The sequence below is a fragment of the Cytobacillus eiseniae genome, from assembly GCF_017874625.1.
Lineage (GTDB): Bacteria > Bacillota > Bacilli > Bacillales > Cytobacillaceae > Cytobacillus > Cytobacillus eiseniae.
Genome location: NZ_JAGIKZ010000021.1, coordinates 22,390 through 46,313, shown reverse-complemented (window position 1 = coordinate 46,313; position 23,924 = coordinate 22,390). Strand labels below are relative to the sequence as shown.

The window sequence follows — 23,924 nt, the reverse complement described above, 5'->3', positions numbered from 1 at the left end:
TCATTCATTTATTGTTTCTTATACGTGCGTACCGATAGATAGATTTGCTAGAATTTCTTTTAAATGCTGGTCTTCTTCTGGTGACAATCCTAAACGCGGGAAACGCGCTGGACCACCAGCTTGACCTGTAAGCTCCATAGCTCGTTTTACAATTTGCACATATTTTCCTGATCCTTCAAGGAAGGAACAAAGCGGAAGAATACGATCGTTGATTGCCCAAGCCTCCTCCAGCTCGCCGTTTTGGAAATGCTGATACATATCTGTTACAAGCTTCGGCACAATATTTCCTGCTACCGAAATCCAGCCTGTTGCACCAACTAAATACGATTCCATCACAAGCTCTTCTGCCCCACAGAAAACTTCAAAATCTCCTTTTCCTTTTCTAGCAAGATCTCTTACCTTCGCAATTTCTCCGCTTGATTCCTTAATATGTGTGACTCTCTCACAATCCTTTCCGATCTGGAGCATTAATTCCGTACTCATGTTCACGCCAGATGTAAATGGATTATTATAAAGCATGATTGGCAGATTCACCGCTTTTGAGATTTCTTTATAGTGGAAATAGATTTCATTTTCCTTTGGCTTACAATAATAAGAGTTAATAATTAATGCACAGTCCGCTCCATGTGCCTCAGCCTGCTTTGTGTATTCAATTGTTTCTTTCGTTGTTTCGGCAGCAGTACCAACAACGACTGGAATCCGGCCATTTACTTCCTTCAATATGGTTTCAACCATTTGGAACTTTTCTTCTTTTGATAGACTGACAAATTCACCTGTACTGCCGTTGATTACGATTCCTGCAACCCCTTGATTGACGAAATAATTGACGTTATTTTTGACTCCGCCCCAATCAATCTCCTGTGCCTCTGTCATCGGTGTAATTAATACGGGATATGCACCTCTAATTGCTGTCATTATAATTTTCCTCCTTTTTTTACGTATATTTAGCAATAAACTATACTTTATCAGCTCATTCAGATGATTTTTCAGCTACTTTCGATGGTTATCGGTCACTTTTGGGAGTTACCCGTCACTTTCAATGATTTACCGGCCAATTTCGGAAGTTATCCGTCACTTTCGATCGTTTACCGGCCACTTTCGATAATTACAGGTCAATCTATAAACACTAGCATAGAAGGTTCATTTTAATAAAAAGCCTGCAGCCAGCGGATCTGTCGGATCTAGCACATATGTCTGCATCCCCGTAATAAATCCGCGGGCTGTGAATGCAAACTGATAGCCTTCCTCTGATTGGTTAGCTAATTGAACGGTTATGAAGCTATTAAAAATGCTTTCATTTTTAAACGGTTGTTTCATAGTGAATTCGCCCTTAAAAAGGAGGCTTGCATAGCATGCTGCAGCTGTGCCGAACCCTGGCGAACGGACAATAAAATGATCTTTTCGAAAGGTAACCGTTTTGATACGGCCATTTGGCAATAATGAATCATCGAGCAGAATCGCTCCTTTAATCAATTGGTTTGAACTTAGAGATTTGTTTACTTCCTGCCCCCATCTCTGTACCTCAGTTAAATCTTCCATTTGCAGCTCGAAAGGAACATCACTTTTTTTGAAAATAGCATATAATTGATCTGCTTGAACAAGAGAATAATGTGTATCTTTATAAGGAATATTCATTTGAACAATTTGACATGGCTTGCTTTCTAGTTTTACTGAAATAACCTCATCATTTTCTACTACTGCTCGAACAGAAATGATGCCGCTAGCTGTTTCCAGTTTGTATTCATTGGATTCTTTTAAAGGCAACTGGCCACACTCCAGCAAAGCAGTAATTACTGCTACTACTCCCCCGTACTGTAAAGGAACCATTCCTTCATGGTTGAAAAATACGACCGCTGCATCTGCCTTACGACTAAACGAAGGAACGACTAAACAGCCATTTAAGCCAGCAAATCCACGGGGTTCATTTAGTAAAAGAGCAATCTCATCTGCATATACATGAGGAAATTGCTCATTTAACTGCTCCAAGCTCTGATAATGAATAAAAGGGGCATCTTTAATAATGCGAAATGCCTCTCCAGCCACGTGAACATCAGTTGCTGTATACGCCTTCTGAATTTTCATTTCACGTCCTCCATTTCATGTTCCTCCATTGGGGGAATGAGGAGAAATCCTTCCTTAAGCGGATCTTCTTCGTTATAAAAGAATTTATGCATGCCCATGATCCATGCAGATCCTGCAATTCTCGTTACAACGGCTGATACACCATTAACATCTGTCGTCTCAAGCACATGTCCACGAAATAAAGAACCTACAATGCTCTCATGTATGAATTCTTCATCAATCCCAATTTCTTGATTAGAATAAAGCACCGCTAATTTTGCAGATGTACCCGTTCCACACGGTGAACGGTCAATTCCACCAGGGGGAACTACGACCGTATTCTTCACATGTGCCTTTTCATTGGTTGGATCTGCAAAAAATTCAACATGAGTTAATCCCTTAATAAAGGGATGTTCTGGATGAACAATCTCTGTTTCATCATTAATTGCCTTTCTAATTTTAATTGCTTTTTCAATAATCACCGATGCGTTGTCAGGTACTAATTCCAATCCAACTGATTTTGCGTCGATTATGGCGTAGAAGTTGCCTCCATAGGCAATATCAGCATCCACTTGTCCAATTCCTTCCACATCTACAGACACTCTTTTTAATTGAAAAGCGGGGATATTGCAAAAAGACACTTCGATTGCTTTGCCATTTTCAACCGTTATTTTCACTTCTACTAAACCAGCAGGTGTATCTAAATTAAGCGAAGTAATTGGCTCTTTCACAGGAATTAATCCTGATTCTACTAAAGCCGTACACACACCAATCGTGTCATGCCCACACATTGGCAAATATCCACCCGTTTCAATATAGATCACACCAATATCAGCATTAGGATGACAGGGATCAGTCAATAGTGCCCCCGACATGACATCATGCCCCCTTGGTTCATTCATTAAAAACTTGCGAATCCAATCATACTCCTTCTTCATATGGAGCATTTTTTCGGACATCGTTCCCCCTTTTAACGCAGGGAGTCCGCTAATGACTGTCCTTGTTGGATTGCCACCTGTATGTGTATCGATCGTTGTAAAGACTCGATCTGCTTTCATCTCGCCAACATCCTTTCTGTAAAACGGGTAAAGCTTAGCGGCTCGACAGGAATACAAGTTTCCTTCTCATTAATCATCTCTTCGATTACTTTCCCTGTCACAGCAGCAAGGCTAATGCCATCCCCCTCATGACCAGCTGCAATATAATAGTTAGGAATATGATCCACCTTTGATACAATAGGCAAATGATCTTCTGTCCACGGACGCAAGCCTGCATAGGATCGAATCACCATCATATCGGCCATTTTCGGATAAAAACGGATCGCTCGATTGGCAATGCATTTTAAAACCTTGTTGTTCACTTTTGTATTGAATCCAACAAACTCCCTGCTGCTGCCAATTAAAAAGTTTTGGCTTTCCGTTGGTTCAAAAACGAGTGCCACTCCATACTTTTCCGTTAAAGGATCCACACGGCGCTGCCCGCCAAATTTAGAAATTAAGTAGCCAAACTCCATCACCTTTCTTGAACCGACATGCTGCTGTCTAGATGCTACAATAATATGGCCTTTTCTAGGTTGAATCGGAATGGACAGGTCAACCATTTCTCCTAATCTAGGTGCCCATACTCCCGCAGCATTAATCACTTTATTCGCAGTAAAGACGCCATTCGATGTCTCGACAATAAATGTGCCATCTCCTTCAACCTTCATTTCCTTAACTTCCGTTTTTTTATAAGCCTTTGCACCAAACTTCTTTGCCTCCTCTAACAGGGAAAAAGCAAGGAGATACGGATTAACCGTTGAATCTGTCGCACATTCTAAACCACCTAATAAATCATCCGCAAAGAATGGCGATTCCTGACGTATATCCTGTCTGTCCAGCATTCGAAACGGCAAACCAGCAGCCTTTTGACGATCCACCCATTTTTGCGCTGCCTCCATTTCTTCCTCTGACTCGCAGACAAGAATACTTCCTGGGGCACGATATTCAAATGTATGTGGAATTTCCTTACTTAAATCCGCAATCAATTGCTGACTAACTAATGACATTTGACTGTCAAACCCGGGATCTTTATCGATAGCCAATATGTTCCCGTCGCATCTTGATGATGTTCCGCTTACAAATTCCCCCTTCTCGAGAATCGTTACCTCTTTTCCAGATTTAGAAGTATAGTAGGCAATTGAACAACCAATAATTCCGCCACCGATGACTAATACATCGCTATGTATCAAAAAAAGTCCCTCCTTATAGATCACCTACTTTTATTAATGCAAATTATGTGCCAAAAAAATGGTTACTCAATCGATTGATTATTTTTCTGTTCTATCATTTATTTGTTTACCACCTGTCTAAAAATTAAGAATCTTTTATAATCCAGTGTATAATAATCTATACAGTGTCTATATTTTTTTACACATGGAGGAGGGAGTCCCTTGTTCGATCTGCCATTGATCAAGGATTTAATTGAAAACGAGCTAGTCAATACAGCCATTACAGAGCAAATTGTGCAAAAGGATGGGAAATATCATTTAAAATCATCCAATTCTCCTATTTTGGTCATTACAATTAATGATTCTTTTGATTGTTTACTAGAAGCCTTTCACTATCAGCCGGTAACGATTGTCATTGATTCAGATGGCTGCCCGATCGGAAGTCTTTCTGCATCACAGGTAATCCGCTTTTTAAGTGATTCATATAAAAAATTACAGGCATTTTATGAAACAGTCATTCAAACAACAGACGCATCCGTAACAGTCATTGATAAAAAGGAGCATGTCCGTACATGGACAGATGGAGCAGAGAAACTCTTTTCCGTTAAACAAGAGGAAATAATCGACCGTCCGATCACAGACTTTTTCAAACGTGAAGATCTTGAGATTCTGCAAACATTACATAAAGGGAAGAGTATTACACGTCACCATCATCAGCCTCGTTCTGATTTATTTGTCCTTATTAACTCCAATCCCGTCTATTTTAACGAACAAATTATTGGTGCAGTCGTATCAGAAACAGATGTGACTAACCAAGTCGTTCTAAATGAAAAATTATTTAATATGTCAACTGAAGTACATCGATTAGAGCAGGAGGTTGCCAAGTACAAAGATCATGTTGACCCATTTAATCTAATAAAAGGAACAAGCGCGAAATTACAAAAAACCATCCAGTTAGCTAAAAAGGTCTGCACGGTTAAATCCACGGTATTAATACTTGGGGAAAGTGGGGTAGGGAAGGAAGTATTTGCAAAAGCCATACATGAAGCTAGTGAAGGAACAAAGGCACCTTTTATTTCAATAAATTGTGGAGCGATCCCGTCCTCCTTATTTGAGAGTGAATTATTTGGCTATGAACGGGGTGCCTTTTCTGGTGCCGATCCTAGAGGGAAAAAGGGGAAAATCGAACTGGCAAAGGGCGGAACCCTTTTCCTTGATGAAATTGGTGAAATGCCTCTCGATATGCAAGTGAAACTGCTAAGGGTTTTGCAGGAGCACAGGTTTTACCGAGTTGGTGGAGAAAAGGAAATAGAAACGAACTTCCGTGTAATTGCTGCTACGAATCAAGATTTACATGAACAGATGAACGAAGGGCAATTTCGTGAAGATTTATATTACCGTTTAAATGTAGTTAATATCCATATCCCTCCATTAAGAGAAAGACGCGAAGATATTTTTGAAATGACCCATTCCTTCTTAAATGACTTTTCATTGCGTTATCAAAGACCCATTCATCAGTTCTCACAAGAAGTCATGCAGGAAATGCTGCGTTATAACTGGCCTGGGAATGTTCGGGAGCTTCGCAATGTAGTTGAGCGTCTCGTCGTCTTCGCAACAGATGGCGTGATTAGAGGTGAATACTTGCCATTCAATCCCCATTCGGCAGATGTTGTTCAAGATGCGTTCGAAATGCCTAGCCCTACTAAAGTACAAGACGATCCTCTTCTATCATTAAAGGATGAAATGGATCAGCATGAAAAAAAGGTGCTGAAGCGAGCATTAAATTTGGCTAATGGCAATAAACTTGATTGTGCGAAAAAGCTAGGTATAACAAGGGCTACCCTCTATAACCGTCTAAAGAGGCTTGGTTTATCATAGGATACTCCCTTTCATTTGGTACGATTTTTGCATAGTACTTTAATAGCAATATGTGGGCTGAAGCTGGATTTTATAAAAGTGAACTTCAATCAGTTGGGGGTTTTCTTCATCCCCTCCTTAAACTTTTTTCAAAAGACTTCTTGAATTAGTTTCTTACAGCCCGTGAATCTGCGATAAAAATGAAGGAGGATTCCAAATGAACAACATTGAATCAGTGATTATCTGCCGTTGTGAAGAGGTTACATATGGCCAACTTCTATCTACTGCGGAAAAACACCAATGCACAGCACGGGAATTAAAGTTAAGAACGCGAGCAGGTATGGGCTTTTGCGGTGGGCGAACTTGCAGAGTGACGGTGGATCGAATCGTTGAAAGTGCAATTCCAAACATAAGTCAAGCAGAAATCCCATTAAAATACCAGCCACCAATCCGACCAGTATCATTTGGAACAGTAGGTGATAACATTGAATAGAATTATCAATCATCCAATATTAGGAAAGTCAGAAGATAGAAAGCGCATATCTTTTACATTCAACGATAAAACATATGAGGCATATGAAAATGAAACCATCGCTGCAGCCTTATTAGCAAATGGTGTCAGAACACTGCGGGTTCATGAGGAAAGTGGAACACCAAGAGGTTTCTATTGTAATATCGGCCATTGTATGGAGTGCCGTGTGACCGTCAATAATCAGGTCAATATCCGTGCATGCCTAACGGTCGTAGAAAATAACATGATAGTTGAGAGCGGAAAACAACATCCGAATATCGTTAAAAGGATGGTGGAGCAGCAATGACTGATGTAATTGTGATTGGTGCAGGGCCAGCTGGATTGGCAGGTGCTATTGCTTGTGCTCAATCTGGGCTTAAAACGGTCGTTATTGATGAATTTATTAAACCAGGCGGGAGACTACTTGGACAGCTCCATGAAAAACCATCAGGTGAATGGTGGAATGGCATAAAAGAATCAGATCGTCTAACAAAAGAGGCACAAGATCTTTCTGTCAATATTCGCTGTGGTGTTTCTGTATATAATTTAGAGAAAGAGGCTAATAAATGGAGTGTACATACGAATAAAGGCACATTGTCGGCATCATTTGTTTTAATTGCTACAGGGGCGGCAGAATACCCCATCCCCCTTCCCGGTTGGACACTCCCAGGGGTCATGTCCATTGGGGCAGCACAAGTCATGACCAATGTCCACCGTGTGCAAGTTGGCAAGAAGGGAATCATTATTGGAGCTAATATTCTAGCCTTTGCAATCTTAAATGAACTACAACTAGCGGGGATTCACGTAGAACGGATTGTTCTACCTGAGAAAGGACCACTAAGTGGAAAAGCTGGTGTGCCTAATGAGGTACTAAAATCTCTTACAGATGCATCCAAATTGGCTCCATCTTCATTTTTGCGCCTTGGTGGCCGTTTAATGAAAAGTGATGGCCTTCGAAAAATGGCAATCAAATTTTTCCCGAAAAATGGGGTAAAAATGAATGGTACCCCACTGCTCCTTCGAAAAGCAGCAGTGGAAATTATCGGGGATCAACAGGTTGAAGGCGTACGTGTAGCTGATATTGATGCGGAGGGAAAAATTATTCTTGGATCAGAGAAGATCTATGAAGCTGATTTCGTTTGTATTGCTGGAGGATTATACCCGCTTGCCGAGCTCGCAGCTGTTGCCGGCTGTCCATTTCAATACATACCTGAACTTGGCGGACATGTTCCACATCATTCGGAAATTATGGAGACACCACTTGATGGACTATTTGTCGCTGGAAATATTACTGGCATTGAGAGTGGCAAAGTTGCGATGGCACAAGGAACGACGGCAGGCTACTCCATCGCAAAGCGTGCTGGAAAAGGTGGAATAATTGATGATCTTCTACAGCAAGCTGTACAAAATGTCCGTACAGTCCGCGAACAAGCTGCCATTCAATTTCATCCTGAAATTAATGATGGCAGAAAAAAAATATATGAACAATGGGAGGAACTTTATACTAAAAAGCAGAATGAATATGATGATGTCAAGATTGGCTAGATTTATTACAAACTAGCCAAATACGAAATTCAATGGTCTTCGCTCTATTCATTGGTGAAGACCACTACACCTAAATTCACTTTCCTCATACAAATCCATCCTTGTAAAAAACAAAATTCAATTCTAGCATTTTAACCATGATCAGTCATACGAATGGAAAACTTAAGTACAAAAGGATTTACTGCTTCTTAAGTGTAGAAGGAACGCCTTGTCTCATCCATTGCGTCCGTTATTTTCTGAAAATTTTATAATATCGGAATAATCAATCTTAATAATTATCTGCCAATCAATCCCTATTGTACATTGAAAGGAGGTGATCGATTCGTAGCAGTATATAACAAAGGTCGAACGAACGCTTTGTCTTAGAAAAATCATTATTAGGGGGGATTTCATTTGAAAAGATATTCAATTGTAACAATCGGTTTCATCCTATTCCTATCGCTTCTTCTAAGTGCTTGCTCAAGTGACAGCAGTTCTGGTGGGAAAAATAGTGGCAGTGAGATTTTAGTCGGCGTCTTATTACCTGTCACTGGAAATAACGCCACAGATGGGAAAGACATGTTAAATGCAATGGAGATGGCCGTCGAGAAAATCAATAATGATGGCGGTGTATTAGATAAAAAGCTAAAGCTTGAAGTCGCCGACGATGCTTGTGACCCACAAACAGCTACAGCTGCAGCAAATAAGCTTGTTTCTAAAAAGGTTGTTGCTGTTGTTGGCGGGTACTGCTCAGGTTCCACCCTCCCTGCATCAGGGGTGTTCCATAATGCAAACATTCCGATGATCGTTGCTGCAGCCAATTCATCCGAATTGCCTGAGCAAGGTTATGATAGTTTATTTTTGATTAATGGACTTGTCCCTGACCAAGCAAAAACAGGCGCAGACTATTTCAATGATAAAGGGGCAAAAAACATTGTTCTTATTCACGATAACTCTGCTTACGCAAAAAATTTAGCCGATTTCGCACAGAAATCAGTCGAAGAAAATGGCGGCAAAGTCATTGGCTTTGAAGCAATTAACCCTGAAGAAAAGGATTTTGGATCATTAATGACCAAGCTTAAATCCCTTAATCCAGATGGAACGTATTTCACTGGTTATTATGCAGCAGGCGGATTAATGCTGAAGCAATTTAAAGAAAAAGGAGTGCCAGGCTTCTTCATGGTTGGAGATGGAAGCTATTCTCCTGATATTATCTCGATCGCTGGTGCCGAAAATGCAAATGACTTATTAGTAACAGCCACACCTACTGCTAACTTTATCCCTGGCGCAGAGGCATTTGTCGAAGAATATAAGAGCAAATACGATTTATCTCCTGGACCATTCTCTGCTCTATCAAACAATGGGGTAAACCTATTAGCAGATGCTTTAAAAAGAGCTGAATCAACAGAATTTGAAGCATTGAAAAAGGCATTGAAGGACACTAAGGGCTTTGAAGGAATTGGCCAGGTCATCGAGTTTAGCGAGCAAAATACGTTAAGTCAATCAAACTTCCATATCATGAAGGTCGTAAATGGCGAATTCACTTTAGAAAAATAGGATTCAAGCAGTTTTTTGCGGCCGCTTAAATAGCTTTTTAAGCGGCCACATCGCTGCTCGCGCATCGTTAACCTCCCCAATATCTGACAGCAAGCATACTAAGGAGAGTGATAATTAATATGGAAATCTTTTTTCAAGTACTTATCGATGGGCTGGTAATTGGGGCTTTTTACAGTTTAATCGCATTGGGCTACACAATGGTCTATGGAATTATTAAACTACTAAACTTTGCACATGGGGACTTATACATGATTGGTGCTTTCGTCGGGTTTACCCTCCTTTCTTTATTTACTGGTGATGGGGGTGTCAATACAGGCATATTGGGTCTTGGCGTTGTTTTTATCGGTACGATGATTATTGTCGGCTTTCTTGGAATGGGAATCGAAAGAATTGCCTATCGACCTTTGCTGCTCGCTCCAAGGCTTTCTATTCTCATTACCGCTATCGGTGTCTCTCTTTCACTGGAGTATTCTTCCATGATTGGATGGGGTGCATCCTATAAAGTGTACCCTATTAAGCTGCCAAATGACGGTATACAACTATTGGGCACCCAAATCTCTTTTGCACAAATGGGAATGATCGTTCTTTCCGCCTTATTAATGCTTGGACTTCGGTTATTTATTGATAAAACCATTTATGGAAAAGCCATGCGTGCAATTGCACTTGACCAAACAGCCTGCAGCTTAATGGGAGTCAATGTACACCGCATCATTGCCCTCACTTTCTTCATTGGTGCATTTTTAGCAGCAGGGGCAGGCATTATGTCAGGCATTTATTATGGAACCATCAATTTTTTAATGGGTTTTACCATTGGGTTAAAAGCATTTACAGCAGCAGTTCTTGGCGGAATTGGAAACATTACTGGTGCGATGCTCGGCGGACTCGTTCTAGGCATCCTAGAAGCTTTCGGTACTTTCTATATGGGGGGCTCCTGGAAGGATGTGCTCGCATTCGGCATTCTCATTCTATTTTTAGTATTTAAACCTACAGGGATCCTTGGAGCCAAAGAAATGGAGAGGATGTAAATATGAAAAAGTATAAGAAGCCTTCCCTTTTTCTACTTGTCATTTGTATGTTCATCCTGCCCTTTCTTTTAAATAGTTATTGGTTGGATGTGTTAACACTCGTTCTATTTTACGTTGTACTCACGCAAGGCTTAAACATAGTCGTTGGTTATACTGGTTTGCTTGATTTAGGCTATGCAGCATTTTTTGCTGTTGGTGCATACACGACAGCCATATTAATGACAACCTTTCACTGGTCATTCTGGTTAACTCTTCCTGTCGCTTTTCTATTTGCAGCAATCGCAGGGGTTATCATCGGTACACCTACCCTCCGCTTAAGAAGTGATTATTTAGCCATTGTTACACTAGGCTTTGGTGAAATCGTAAAAATATTGGCGACGAATTTGGAAATCACCGGTTCCGCTTCTGGTATTTATGGGATACCGAGACCAGCGATTGGCAGCTATATAATGGCCTCACAGAAGGATTTCTACTTTTTAATTTTGATTGTTGCTATTATCTCCATTATAGCGGTTTATCGATTAGGCCATTCTCGGATTGGAAGGGCATGGGTGTATATTCGTGAGGATGAAGATGCGGCTGAAGCAATGGGCATTAATCGAATCAAGCTTAAGCTGCTCTCCTATGCGACAGGTGCTGTCATCGGCAGCTTTGCAGGATCCATCTTTGCTGTCAAGATGAGTGCAATTGCGCCATTAAGCTTTAGCTTCCTTCAGTCCGTTATGATTCTTCTTGCTGTTGTACTAGGGGGACTTGGCAGTATTCCAGGGGTCGTTATAGGGGCAGCCCTTGTCATTATTCTCCCTGAACTATTACGAGGGGTAGAGGATTGGCGCTATTTAATATTCGGTGTATCTTTAGTCATTATGATGATTTTCCGTCCTCAAGGCATTTGGCCAACGAAAAATAACACAGAAGATGTGGACGATATCGAAACAGAGGATCCCAATCAATCCATTTCTATATCCAAGTAATTTTACGTTCGAAAGAGAGGGGACAGGTATGTCTTTGTTAACAGTCAATCAGTTGAAACTACAGTTTGGCGGATTAATTGCTGTCAATGATTTATCTTTTACGGTTGAGAAAAACTCTATTTCTAGCATCATCGGTCCAAACGGTGCTGGAAAAACGTCTGTATTTAACATGATTACAGGATTTTACCGGCCTACAAGCGGAGCGATTGAATTAGACGGCATTAGTTTAGTCAACCGGAAACCTAGTCAGATCACGACACTCGGAATGGCACGTACCTTTCAAAACCTTCGCTTATTTCCAAATCTAACTGTATTAGATAATGTCAAATCAGGTATGCATTGCCGAACGAAGCAAACGGTATGGGGTGCTTTGCTTCGAACAAAAAGTCAAAGGGAAGAAGAAAGATTAATAGAGGAAGTTGCACTGGAATGCATTGATTTTGTCGGCATTCGAAAGTATACAAAAAGGGCAGCGAAAAATCTGCCTTATGGTGCACAACGTTACTTAGAAATTGCTCGCGCACTCGCAACTAGACCGAAACTTTTGCTTTTGGACGAACCAGCTGCCGGGTTAAATTATGAAGAAAAGCAATATTTAATTCAGCTGATTAGGCGGATTCGCGATGAATACAATATTACTGTATTAATGATTGAACATGATATGGGCCTAATCAAACAAATCTCTGAACAAATTACTGTTATTGATTATGGCTGTAAAATAGCAGAAGGCAGCCCTGAAGAAGTGCTTAATAATGAAAAAGTCATTGAAGCCTACCTAGGGAAGGAGGATGTCATTTGAAGCCATTGTTAAAATTAACTGATGTCAATTCCTATTACGGAAAAATCCATGCTTTAAATAATATTAATATTGAAATCTATGAAGGGGAAATCGTTGCGCTATTAGGCAGTAACGGCGCAGGAAAAAGCACGACCTTAAAAACAATTTCAAGCATTATCCGGCCGAAGTCAGGACAGATTGAATGGAATGGCAAAAACATTGTTGGCGTGCCTCCACATAAAATAGTCGAATCTGGCATTATCCATATCCCAGAGGGAAGAAGAATCTTTAGCGGACTAACGATTATTGAGAATTTAGAATTAGGGGCATTTACATTTAGAAAAGATAAGAAGTGGATAAAAGAAGGTATCGAACGTTCTTTTGATCTTTTTCCACGCTTAAAAGAGCGATCCAAACAACTGGCTGGCACTTTAAGCGGCGGAGAGCAGCAAATGCTTGCCATTAGCCGCGGACTGATGGGCAATCCAAAGCTTCTCATGCTTGATGAGCCTTCTATGGGGCTTGCCCCAATAATCGTCCAGGAGATCATGCGGATTATCAAGGAAATTAATGAACAAGGCACAACCATTCTATTAATTGAGCAAAATGCCAAAGCTGCCCTTCGCTTAGCAAATAGAGGCTATTTAATCGAGATTGGCAATATTGTCATGCATGATTCTGCTGAAGTTTTGCGTGAGGATGATAAAATTATTAAGGCTTATTTAGGGGCTTAATTAGAGAAAAACAGCATCATCGATATGCTGTTTTTCTCTGTTTCATTAATTCCCAATGCGCATTAATTCTGTTGGAAAGGAAGTTAGAACCTTCCCTTTTCCGTTTTCATCTATATAGACATTTTCTTCAATGCGCACTCCACCATATCCCGGGATATAAATGCCAGGTTCCACCGTAAATAACAAGCCACTTTCTACTAAAGCGTGATTATTTTCATGTATAGAGGGTTCTTCATGCACATCCATCCCGAGGCCATGACCTACACGGTTATTGAAGTATTGTCCATAGCCAGCATCTTTAATGACATTTCGGGCGGCAATATCAATTTCTCCAATGGGAATGCCTGCTTTTGACGCTTCTACTCCTGCTTGAGTCGAGTGACGGACGGTATTGTAAATCTCTCTTTGCTTAGCCGTCTCTTCCCCTATAACAAACGTACGAGTAATATCTGAACAATAGCCATTAACGATGACACCCATATCAATTAATAAAAAGTCTCCTTTATTAATCGTCTTACTCCCCGGTTGTCCATGCGGTAAGGCAGCATTAGCACCTGAAAGTACGATAGATGAAAACGATGGACCATCTGCACCAAACTTCCTCATTAAATATTCTAGTTCTGCTGTAAGTTCTTGCTCAGTCATCCCTTCTTTCACTTTTTTTATTCCCTCTGCCATAACTTTTTCAATGATATGGATCGCATGCTGAACTTTATTGCACTCCTCTTGCGACTTTTTCATTCGCTGTCTTGAAATAAACTCACCAATGTTTTGATAACTGAATTGTCCGAAAAACCCATTTAGCTGCTCCTGTTGGAATAAAGAGATTACCTTTGTCTCAAGTCCGAATAAATTAAAACCTTCACCGATTGAAGCTTTTAATACTTGATATGGATTCACCTCGTCTGAAACCGGAACAATTTGTTTAATATACGAATCTCCCTCCGCCATTTCCAAATCTAGCAAAGGAACGAATAAGTATTTTGTTTGTTTTTTGAGATCAATCACTAATGCCATAAACCGCTCATGTGGATCAGAATAAAAACCCGTATAGTAGAAAACATTTTTAGGATCTTTAATGATAGCCAACTCTACTTGTAGAGTTTCCAAATAATTTGTTAATGTATCTAATCTGTTTTGATATTGTTCATTCATATAAAATCCACCCTTTAGCGTTTATTTGTTCCTTGGCTTTTCAATTTCCCTCCTTACTTAATTTAATTATGCAATATTTATGCCAGGAATAGATTATCTTTAGTATGAAGCTAGGCTTTCGCTATTATTTTTATGGTTTCTAAATGATTGGGGGTCCTTAATTCCGATAAGACGGACTGTAGATCCGTTATATTTGTAAATAAGGATGGTTTTTAGTAGATAACGGACTATGGTTCCGTTATTAGTCAATATGAGGGATAATTCTTATGAATTTTTAGCAAATAACGGATTGAGTGTCCTTTAATACGATCAAATGGATGAATTTTATAGTAATAACGGAATCTCTGTCCACTAAACTGAGAGATTATAATTTATTTAATCTTATAGGATCTTGCTCTCTCTTTCCCACTCACAACTGTGATAATTTGAAAATCGACTAATTTATGCAAAATGCGTCGAGTATGACGATCACTTATCCTGAGATGGTTGGCAAACTCGGAGAGGAGTTATTGGACGCATCAATCTGCGTGCAAACCGCACTGCCTCTGCTTCAAGCCAAGACAATTGTGACTCTACATCAGTTGAGATGAACTTTCCAATAAACGAAAGAATAAGCTGTTGACATCTTTGAGGTTCATCTTTAATTGATAAATATGCTATAGGTAAAAACGTCCAACCATCAAGCGCTAATAAAGAATGCCTCCAGCATAAATCCTTAAATCGCCTTACGTCAAGATCCCTTGCATGGGGACCAAAGCCTTGAATTTCAATACCTCCTTTCGCTCTCCCGGGCATATAAGCAAGATCTAAGTAACGATACCCATTATTAAAATCACGCACTTCCCATTCAGGATACAAATGATCGAAATTCCCAACAGTCCGGAACCATACCAATCGTAGAAATTCTATAGTTCCATGACCTAAGCCCTTTTCAAGAATTTCTCGTCTTCTGTGATTTTTCTCTTTGGCTATATTATCCTCCATCCACTCTTCAAATGTTTGTTCAAAACGGAACATCGACACATAAATGCTCCTTTCCAATTTATTTTTGTAAAAAAGCCACCTCAATACAAACACCCTAATGATGATATATGGTGTTGAAATGATTAAGCGGCTTTATTGACTATTTTTGTTTTTGAGTTCGAATAGACTCTATTTGAAATGGTAATTTTGAGAGGTGAGGCATAGAGGGTGTGTGGAAGTAATTTCCAGCCTGAAAGTTGGAGATATTTTAGTAATCAGTTCACAAGTCAATATGATAATTAAGTCTTTATTTTACACTCTTGGAGCAATGAATCTAACAAACGGAACTTAACTCACTTATGAACGATGCTTTAATGTGTAAACATCCTCCTCTAATTTGATCAACTTATCAGTTATGAACCCCAACTTCGTCTCAGGTATTTTCATTTCTTTCATATTTTTATCAACTTCTTCAAACTTTTTATCTTGATCAAGAAAACCACCACGTACAGCAGAAAATGTTTCACTGATATTCTTTTCTACATTATCCAATCTTTTATTTACTTCTGTAAAACCTTGATTCATTTCACTTCTTACTTCTGTTAAACCTTGACTCATCTCATTACTTACTTCTGTTAAACCTTGACTCATCTCATTTCTCACTTCTGTTAAACCTTGGTTCATTTCATTTCTTACTTCCGTTAAACCTTGGTTCATTTCATTTCTTACTTCCGTTAAACCTTGGTTCATTTCATTTCTTACTTCCGTTAAACCTTGATTCATTTCATTTCTTACTTCCGTTAAACCTTGGTTCATTTCAGTCATTTCTTGTTTCATTTCTGTCATTTCTTGTTTCATTGCTATAAGCATATCCATAATTTCCTTTTCCAATTTATTCACCTCAATTAGTTAGTATTTATTAAACAGAATTTTAATTAAAGATTTTAAATAAAAAGGGTGCATCTAGATCTACTTTGAATTTAGAGTTTATTCTATAGGGGTTTAGCTAAGAAGTGTTGGTAAATATTACAATTACGATCTCGCGGATGGAACTTTTTGTAAGGGGATTGATACTATTAAAGATTTTCTTAACTTCATTCTTTTACTTGTATTATCATACCCCTTTCTAAATTTATAAGATTATTATAACACACAACAAATGTACGTTCTATTATATATTCCTCTATTAATCCACCGGTCCGAAACTTTCGTTGGCCATATTTATTAAAGAAAATAGGATTAGGCACTACTACAATGGAGATGGCTAATCCTGAATATTTATTTTTACCATCTCATCAACTTAAAGTGTAAGAGATATTCTACTTCTTTATATAGTCGTTCGACCCCGCGCAATTTATTATATTAAAATTTACTCAACCCATTTTATCCCATGTTCCTTACACCATTCAATAGCTAGTTCTTTGTAACACTCATTACGGTAAGTGTACCATTCTTCTTCAATTCCTAGCTGCAAAATATGATCTTTAAATCTTCTAAACGCACCCTTTCCTTGAATAGCGGTTATTAGAATATCTTTATTTCGCCCATCGCGAAGACTATAACAAAAATCCTCTAGCATATCATACTCATTTATTTCATATGTTGTTGGAAGTTGCTCGTAATTATCAAAGTTGTTAATTATATCGACAGCATCCTCTAGTTCCTCCTGTTGCCATTCAGGCAAATGTTCAATGGAGTCTTCTTCCTCAGCCGTTCGAAGATTTTCTTCTGATACTGAAATGATTTTACCCGTCATTCGATTTAAATAGGTATTTATCCCTTCAAACTGCATATCCATTTCATCAATTAAATATTGAAGTTGTACTGTCAAAATTAACATTCTCCCTTCTAATGAATAAATATAATTAAAACAGCCTCATCTGCTCCGTCACCGATTCCTCATTGCCAGTTACATACCCCATCGCTTTATATCCTGCAAATCGGTTTTTGCCATTCCAATTCACATGCAGGTTTTTACTCATTACTCCCACTTGACATTTTAGTAACTATTTTATTAAAGTCAGTAGTGCTTTGATTATGCATTATCTTCATCAATAACTGTTTTAGGTATTGGTTTTCCCTTTGTAATCGTTCATATTCTTTCATTCATATCCCTCGAATAAATTTATGTATAATAGTATTATATCCACATTGATTAAGAGAATATCAAGAGTAAGGGGGAATAGCTAATAGGGAAAAGGAAAAATAAACAGCAAAAAAAGGAGAATTTCGGAAGTGCAAAGTTTTATTGCACTAAATGTGATTACACATTTGAAATTGACTGGGAAACAATTTGGGACATCCAATAGTGCACTTTTCACCAGCACTCTTTCTCTTATGGTATAGCCCATTTTACTTAATAAAGCAGCAGTAACGGGATTATTTGAATAAATATAGTCCCTTCAATTCACCTTTCGTAATTCAAGCTTAAAAAATGAAAGGATAACATGAAAAAACATGAAGCTCATTGTAAAATTATTACGCTCAAATCGATTATCGTCATAGCTAAATACGGCAATAGGCACGATTGGTTTTCTATACTTATTATAAAGCAGACTAAAATAATGATACATTCTCTCATTAAAATCTGATTGTCCATAGCTCTGAGGTTCAACCTGTATGATAATGAGTGATTCCTCCCCCTTCAATTTTGCTTCAATCACTATGTCTGCTTTTCTACTCTCTCCTTCAATAAGATCGGTAAACATTTCTTCAGATAACGGCTTGATTGAAGAAAAATCAATATGATGATGTACTTCTGGAAAAAAGGCTTCTAAAAACTCTGAAAAAAAAGTGTGGATTAACTGCTTGAACAATTGGTCGTGGTGAATATACTGATTGGGGATTTCACGGGCTAACATACTAATGACATCTTAACACACCCTTTTTAACGAATTAGAGGATAAACCGCGGATGTATGTCTACTAATAATATAACAGTAAAACAAACAATTGTTCCTGTTTTTATAAGGGATTTTTAGTTAGATTGTGTGTAGTAGGATAGGAACCAGCACATTGAAATAAGGCAGACCGACATACACATACCTAATTGTGAGCAAATACTCTTAAATGTTTTTAATAAAAGTAAAAAATGCTGTAAATATTTCACAGCATTTGAAGTAATATCAATTTATAATTTTTCAATTTTATTCTCTTGTATCTCGACCATTAGCCTCTTCACAGAGAGCCCCTAGTAACTAGATTAATATAAATTCTATAATTCAGCTGCTTTAAAAATCCAATCCCCTTTGCAATCTACTTAATATTACAAACGTAAATATTTGAACTCCTACCGGGATGATTGAATCATCAAATTCAAATTTCGGATGATGTAAATCAAAGGCCAGTTTCCCTTCCTTAGCTATCCCAAGCCGAAAATAAGTGCTTGGGACCTTTTCAGCGAAGGCCCCAAAATCATCTGCACCCATAGAAGTTTCTACTAGTTCAACAACGTTTTCAGACCCGAGAATTTCACTTGCCGCTCCCTGCAGCGTTTTCGTTACCCACTCGTTATTTATCACTGCTGGATGCCCATCTTTATACTGAACAACAACTTTACCCCCAAAGCACTTTGCAATACCTTCGCTTAGATTAATTAATTGATTTTTTATCCGTTGTCTCGTGTCAACAGTAACCGCTCTTGTCGTTCCCTCTAACATTACTCGGCTAGCAACGACATTACTTGCTGTTCCCCCCTCAATTTTCCCTACATGAATAACGAGAGGTTCTACTGGATTACTAAACTTTGTGACTAAAGCAGGGAGTGATTGAATAATCTGTGATCCGATTGTTATTGCATCAATCGCCTTGTGAGGCCGTGCACTATGGCCGCCCTTTCCTTCAATTTCAATGACAAAACTATCGCATGATGCTGTAATTGCTCCATATTTCACACCGACTGTCCCATGTGGCAAATGTGGCCATAAATGCAAAGCTAGCATACAATCTACAGCGGGATTATTCAGTATTCCTAACTCAATTAACTTTTCTGCAGCACCATCCGCTTCCTCACCAGGCTGGAAAATACAGCGGACACGCCCGGACAATTTGCTCTTATATTTAAAAAGCTGATAAATCGTTCCAAGGAGAATGGTAGTATGGCCATCATGCCCACATGCATGCATCACTCCTTGATGAGTAGATGCAAACGGAAGATTCGTTTGTTCTAGAATCGGAAGGGCATCGATATCCGCTCTAATTCCAATATGAGGACCCTCTCCCTTTTCACCGATAATGTCTACAAAAATCCCTGTATCGCCAATTTGATTATATGGAATCCCCCATTCTTCTAAAACATTTCCAATATAATTACACGTCCGGTATTCCTGAAACGAGAGTTCTGGATATTTATGAAGATGCTGACGAATTTCTATCAATTTATTTAAAAGCTCTTGTTTTAATTTAATTTCATCAATATTAACCATCTTTACCCATTCTCCTTACAGAACCAAAAATAGCTTCGCAAATTTCTGATACACTGTTCGCAACTAAAATTCCAAAAAACTCACCAAAACGCCGCTACATTTCTATTTAACTATTAATAATATGACAGGCTACCCAATGATTCGGTTTTGCTTCCTTCCATTCCGGAGCCATTTTGGCACAGGTTTCAATGGCATGTGGACAACGTGTTCGAAAACGGCATCCACTTGGCGGGTTACTCGGACTTGGTAAATCTCCTTCTAATATAATACGTTCTCTGGACTTTTCCCTCATAGGATCTGGGACAGGCACGGCAGACAATAACGCTTGGGTATATGGATGTAATGGTTCATTATATAAATCATCAGAACTTGCTAATTCCACCATACTGCCTAGATACATAACGCCCACACGGTCGCTAATATGCTTGATCATTGACAAATCATGAGCAATAAATAAATAAGTAAGGCCACGTTCTTTCTGCAACTTTTTCATCAGATTGACTACTTGTGCCTGAATGGATACGTCTAATGCACTAATTGGTTCATCAGCAATAATAAATTCAGGTTCTACCGCTAAAGCACGTGCAATACCGATTCTTTGCCGTTGACCACCAGAAAATTCATGCGGGTATCGGTTTGCGTGATCTCGATTTAATCCGACTGTCTCCAAGAGCTCATATACCCTTTGCCTTCTGTCCTCTTTGGTTTTTGCTAAACCATGAATATCAATGCCTTCTGCAATAATATCTGCCACCGTTTTCCTTGGATTTAACGAAGCATACGGATCTTGAAAGATCATTTGAACCTTTCTGTTAAACTGCTTCAATTCAGAGGAATTCTTCTTTCCATGTACTGCTTCTTTCTGAAATAATACTTCACCTTCAGTAGCTTCATATAATTTCATTAACGTTCTTCCAGTAGTAGATTTCCCACAACCAGATTCGCCAACCAACCCTAACGTTTCCCCTTTATAAATATCAAATGTTAGATTGTCCACGGCTCTTAACAGTTCATTTTTACCAATATTAAAATACTTCTTTAGGTTTTTTACTTCTATTAAAGGTTCATTTGGAACCGTTATTTCTATTGCATCCTTTTGTACCGGTTTTGTCACTGTTAGTCTCTTTTTATCTAACTTTAATGGTCTTTCAATTTTAGGTGCCTTCCCGTGAAGGAGCCAAGTGGCAGCATAATGTGTTTCAGTAAGCTTGAACATCGGAGGTTCACGTAAATAATCAACTTTTAAAGCAAACTCATTTCTCTCTGCAAAAGGATCTCCCTTTGGGGGATTAATTAAATCAGGTGGTGAACCGGGAATAGCAATTAAGTCCTCTTTTGTTTCCATGTTTGGCATGGAGCCTAGAAGCCCCCAAGTATAAGGATGCTGTGGGTTATAAAATACTTCTTCAACAGTACCTGTTTCTACAATTTTCCCTGCATACATCACAGCTACTCTATCGGCGATATTTGCAACAACGCCAAGGTCATGAGTAATTATGATAATAGAAGTACCCATTTTTTTCTGGATATCCTTCATTAAATCTAAGATTTGGGCTTGAATCGTTACGTCTAAAGCAGTTGTAGGCTCATCTGCAATGAGTACCTTTGGATTACAAGCAAGTGCAATTGCAATGACTACCCGCTGCCTCATTCCACCAGAAAATTGATGTGGAAATTGTTTAACCCTTGTCTCAGCATTTGGTATTCCTACTAGCTTCAAAAGCTCAATAGCCTTTTGCAGCGCCTGTGTCTTATTTAACTTTTGATGAATTAATAAACTTTCTATAATTTGATTTCCAATTGTCATCGTAGGGTTTAACGCGGTCATTGGGTCCTGAAAAATCATCGAGATTTCAGAACCCCTTATCTTTTCCATTTCCCTTTCAGGCAAATTAGCTAAATCTCTTCCCTCAAAAAGAATTTCTCCATCCTCTATTTGGGCAGAGTTACTAGGGAGTAGCCTCATAATACTTTTGGAGGTTACCGATTTTCCAGAGCCGGATTCCCCCACAATTGCTAATGTTTCCCCTTTTTTTAAATATAGGTTAACTCCCCTCACAGCCTGAACTTTTCCTGCATATGTACTAAAGGAAACATGGAGATTGTTTACTTTTAGTAATGTTTCCACATCCATCACTTCCTTTGCTCTGAACTAGAGATTATGTCAGACGCCCTTGACACTTCCTTAAGTTGGAATCCCGCTTCAATTCGGCCGATCCTATCCTTTCTTGCGTTTAGTACAGGAGCATTTGCGTATTGATACAGCTCCTTATATTTTTTCTCATCACAAATTCCTAGTTGTTTAAGCACTTCCATGGATGCAACACTTGTTGCTCGGCCATTTCCATCCTCAACTTTAATAGCAATTCCTAGGCCTGTCTCCACATCACCAATACATTGAACACCCTCGGCTCCTGCCTTTGCTACTAATCTACCGTTAAATACTTTCATTAGATCTGTATCAAAGCGATTCGTTCCGCCAACCATTTCAGGATGCTTTGTCATTGCTTGACGAATTCTTTCTAGATGACGCGCTCGATCTGTAGACTCCCATGATTGAGGATTTGCTAGTCGAGCAAAGCCCACGGCAGTATTTTTCAAAGGAAGCTGATGAACAGGTACACCACATCCATCTACACTTATTTTGATTTTATCTTTTGGAAAATCACAGATATACTCAATCACATCCAAAATTCGCTGTTGGTGCGGATGGGAAATTTCCCTATACGTATTTACTTCTTCATTCATATGAACGACTGCAGTCAACATTCCAGAATGCTTTCCCGAGCAATTACTAAAAACAGAAGTAAGTTCGCCGCCATTCCTAATATGTTCATTATAACTATCGATATCTCTTGGGATATGTGTGCCACATTGAAGAGCACTTTCATTTAGCTGAATTCTCTCTAAAATATTTGCAACACGATTTCTATGAAAAGGTTCTCCGTTATGTGAAGCACAGATTAATGAAAGATCTTTTGCCTCAAAATCATAAGCTTCCGCTGCTCCTGTTTCGACAACAGCAACAGCTTGAAAAGGTTTCATCGATGATCTCGGAAATGTAAATCTATTCGGATCACCATATGAATAAAGCAGCTCTCCGTTTACATTGACAACAGCGACATGTATGTTATGAGTACTTTCTAAATATTCTCCACGATAAACTTTAATAGGTTTCTCCATGACAATCCCTCACTGACTAAGAAGTTATTTTCTCATTTTTGGATCTAATGCATCTCGTAGACCATCTGCTAAAATATTAAAGCTAACCATAATTCCAACAATAACGATCGCAGGATAGAGAAGTAAGTAAAAATGGTTTCTCATACCTTGGAAGCCATCATTGATTAGTACCCCTAAAGAGGCAAGTGGTTCCTGTAATCCAAGACCAATAAAGCTTAGAAATGCTTCTGTAAAAATCGCTGAAGGAATCGTAAACATCATATTGATAACGATTAACCCCATCGTGTTCGGAATAAGGTGATGAAGAATCAATCGTTTATTCGTTGAACCGAGGGATCTTGACGCTAAAACAAACTCCTGTTCCTTTAATTTAAAAATTTGCGCCCTCACCAGCCTGGCCATATTTACCCAACCAGTAATTACCATAGCTATGGTAATTGTCAAAATACCCGGCTTCATAAGCATGATTAATAGAATAATAATAATTAAATTTGGAATTCCAACTAAAATCTCAATAACCCGTTGCATAGCATTATCTACTTTTCCGCCTATTAATGCTGAAACAGCCCCATATGTAACGCCTATTAAGAGGTCAAGGAAAGCGGCGAGAACGGCAATGTATAAAGAAATTCGCGTCCCTTCCCAAATTCGCGTCCATTGATCCCGTCCAAATTTATCGGTACCTAACCAATGCTCACTACTTGGCGGCTGGTAAGCAGCTGAATAGTCTGTTTCATAGTATTTATATTCATTCATATAAGGTCCAAAAATAGCTAAGATTAAAATGAGTACCAAAATAATTAAACTTACTATTGCCCCTTTGTTTTTTCTAAGTCTAATCCAGCTATCCTTAAACGCAGAGAGTGGAGGGCGCTGAATCTTCTCGCTATCCTCTGCTCTCCTACCAGCTATTTCAAACAAATCATCTGTTAGTTCCCCATTTAATAACTGTTCATTATTTTTCATATCA

Annotated in this window: 21 protein-coding genes and 1 pseudogene; 9 read left to right on the top strand and 13 right to left on the bottom strand. The window is 38.9% G+C overall.

Annotation, left to right across the window (positions count from 1 at the left end):
* Positions 1-18: 18 nt before the first annotated feature.
* The 4 genes from dapA to J2Z40_RS14995 all read right to left on the bottom strand — a co-directional run bounded on the left by dapA (position 19) and on the right by J2Z40_RS14995 (position 4,291).
* Positions 19-915: a 4-hydroxy-tetrahydrodipicolinate synthase gene (dapA, locus tag J2Z40_RS15010; protein ID WP_066397108.1), complete on the bottom strand. Its 897-nt coding sequence runs from the start codon at positions 913-915 to the stop codon at positions 19-21.
* Positions 916-1,140: 225 nt separating this feature from the next.
* The gene (locus tag J2Z40_RS15005; RefSeq protein WP_066397110.1) at positions 1,141-2,082 is read right to left on the bottom strand and encodes a proline racemase family protein; all 942 of its coding nucleotides are present in this window, start codon (positions 2,080-2,082) and stop codon (positions 1,141-1,143) included.
* Positions 2,079-3,119: a proline racemase family protein gene (locus J2Z40_RS15000; protein WP_066397112.1), complete on the bottom strand. Its 1,041-nt coding sequence runs from the start codon at positions 3,117-3,119 to the stop codon at positions 2,079-2,081. The genes J2Z40_RS15005 and J2Z40_RS15000 overlap by 4 nt, the downstream gene beginning before the upstream one ends.
* The gene (locus J2Z40_RS14995; RefSeq protein WP_066397114.1) at positions 3,116-4,291 is read right to left on the bottom strand and encodes an NAD(P)/FAD-dependent oxidoreductase; all 1,176 of its coding nucleotides are present in this window, start codon (positions 4,289-4,291) and stop codon (positions 3,116-3,118) included. Before J2Z40_RS14995 ends, J2Z40_RS15000 begins: the two co-directional genes overlap by 4 nt.
* Before the next feature lie 201 nt (positions 4,292-4,492).
* Between J2Z40_RS14995 and J2Z40_RS14990 the strand changes: the two genes are divergently transcribed.
* From J2Z40_RS14990 to J2Z40_RS14950, 9 genes are all read left to right on the top strand, one after another.
* Complete coding sequence (locus tag J2Z40_RS14990) at positions 4,493-6,148, top strand: sigma-54 interaction domain-containing protein (RefSeq protein ID WP_066397117.1); 1,656 nt, start codon at positions 4,493-4,495, stop codon at positions 6,146-6,148.
* A gap of 196 nt (positions 6,149-6,344) precedes the next feature.
* Complete coding sequence (locus J2Z40_RS14985) at positions 6,345-6,620, top strand: (2Fe-2S)-binding protein (RefSeq protein WP_066397120.1); 276 nt, start codon at positions 6,345-6,347, stop codon at positions 6,618-6,620.
* Complete coding sequence (locus J2Z40_RS14980) at positions 6,613-6,945, top strand: (2Fe-2S)-binding protein (protein WP_066397123.1); 333 nt, start codon at positions 6,613-6,615, stop codon at positions 6,943-6,945. Before J2Z40_RS14985 ends, J2Z40_RS14980 begins: the two co-directional genes overlap by 8 nt.
* Positions 6,942-8,183, top strand: coding sequence for an NAD(P)/FAD-dependent oxidoreductase (locus tag J2Z40_RS14975; RefSeq protein ID WP_066397126.1), 1,242 nt, complete (start codon positions 6,942-6,944; stop codon positions 8,181-8,183). Before J2Z40_RS14980 ends, J2Z40_RS14975 begins: the two co-directional genes overlap by 4 nt.
* A gap of 393 nt (positions 8,184-8,576) precedes the next feature.
* Positions 8,577-9,719: a branched-chain amino acid ABC transporter substrate-binding protein gene (locus tag J2Z40_RS14970; RefSeq protein ID WP_066397128.1), complete on the top strand. Its 1,143-nt coding sequence runs from the start codon at positions 8,577-8,579 to the stop codon at positions 9,717-9,719.
* 119 nt (positions 9,720-9,838) lie between these two features.
* Positions 9,839-10,744 carry a branched-chain amino acid ABC transporter permease gene (locus J2Z40_RS14965; RefSeq protein ID WP_066397130.1) on the top strand — a complete coding sequence of 302 codons (906 nt, stop codon included), beginning with the start codon at positions 9,839-9,841 and terminating at the stop codon, positions 10,742-10,744.
* A 2-nt stretch (positions 10,745-10,746) separates the two neighbouring features.
* Positions 10,747-11,718: a branched-chain amino acid ABC transporter permease gene (locus J2Z40_RS14960; protein ID WP_066397132.1), complete on the top strand. Its 972-nt coding sequence runs from the start codon at positions 10,747-10,749 to the stop codon at positions 11,716-11,718.
* 28 nt (positions 11,719-11,746) lie between these two features.
* Positions 11,747-12,517 (top strand): ABC transporter ATP-binding protein, encoded by a 771-nt coding sequence (locus J2Z40_RS14955; protein WP_066397135.1) that lies wholly within the window; start codon positions 11,747-11,749, stop codon positions 12,515-12,517.
* On the top strand, positions 12,514-13,230 hold the full coding sequence (locus tag J2Z40_RS14950) for an ABC transporter ATP-binding protein (RefSeq protein ID WP_066397142.1): 717 nt from the start codon (positions 12,514-12,516) through the stop codon (positions 13,228-13,230). Before J2Z40_RS14955 ends, J2Z40_RS14950 begins: the two co-directional genes overlap by 4 nt.
* 45 nt (positions 13,231-13,275) lie before the next feature.
* Here J2Z40_RS14950 and J2Z40_RS14945 read toward each other — a convergent pair whose 3' ends face one another.
* The 9 genes and pseudogenes from J2Z40_RS14945 to J2Z40_RS14905 all read right to left on the bottom strand — a co-directional run bounded on the left by J2Z40_RS14945 (position 13,276) and on the right by J2Z40_RS14905 (position 23,920).
* Positions 13,276-14,385 carry a M24 family metallopeptidase gene (locus J2Z40_RS14945; protein WP_066397143.1) on the bottom strand — a complete coding sequence of 370 codons (1,110 nt, stop codon included), beginning with the start codon at positions 14,383-14,385 and terminating at the stop codon, positions 13,276-13,278.
* Positions 14,386-14,756: 371 nt separating this feature from the next.
* Positions 14,757-15,402: pseudogene (locus tag J2Z40_RS14940) on the bottom strand (transcriptional regulator).
* Positions 15,403-15,705: 303 nt separating this feature from the next.
* Entirely contained in the window at positions 15,706-16,239 is a 534-nt protein-coding gene (locus J2Z40_RS14935; protein WP_209795157.1) for a hypothetical protein, read from the bottom strand.
* A 478-nt stretch (positions 16,240-16,717) separates the two neighbouring features.
* Positions 16,718-17,188: a UPF0158 family protein gene (locus tag J2Z40_RS14930; protein ID WP_066397148.1), complete on the bottom strand. Its 471-nt coding sequence runs from the start codon at positions 17,186-17,188 to the stop codon at positions 16,718-16,720.
* A 562-nt stretch (positions 17,189-17,750) separates the two neighbouring features.
* On the bottom strand, positions 17,751-18,209 hold the full coding sequence (locus J2Z40_RS14925) for an Rpn family recombination-promoting nuclease/putative transposase (protein ID WP_066397149.1): 459 nt from the start codon (positions 18,207-18,209) through the stop codon (positions 17,751-17,753).
* 368 nt (positions 18,210-18,577) lie between these two features.
* Positions 18,578-19,771, bottom strand: coding sequence for a M20 metallopeptidase family protein (locus J2Z40_RS14920; protein WP_066397152.1), 1,194 nt, complete (start codon positions 19,769-19,771; stop codon positions 18,578-18,580).
* A 106-nt stretch (positions 19,772-19,877) separates the two neighbouring features.
* Positions 19,878-21,899, bottom strand: coding sequence for a dipeptide ABC transporter ATP-binding protein (locus J2Z40_RS14915; RefSeq protein ID WP_162840500.1), 2,022 nt, complete (start codon positions 21,897-21,899; stop codon positions 19,878-19,880).
* Positions 21,900-21,904: 5 nt separating this feature from the next.
* Positions 21,905-22,954 (bottom strand): asparaginase, encoded by a 1,050-nt coding sequence (locus J2Z40_RS14910; RefSeq protein ID WP_066397156.1) that lies wholly within the window; start codon positions 22,952-22,954, stop codon positions 21,905-21,907.
* A gap of 24 nt (positions 22,955-22,978) precedes the next feature.
* Positions 22,979-23,920 carry an ABC transporter permease gene (locus J2Z40_RS14905; RefSeq protein WP_066397158.1) on the bottom strand — a complete coding sequence of 314 codons (942 nt, stop codon included), beginning with the start codon at positions 23,918-23,920 and terminating at the stop codon, positions 22,979-22,981.
* Positions 23,921-23,924 lie beyond the last annotated feature (4 nt).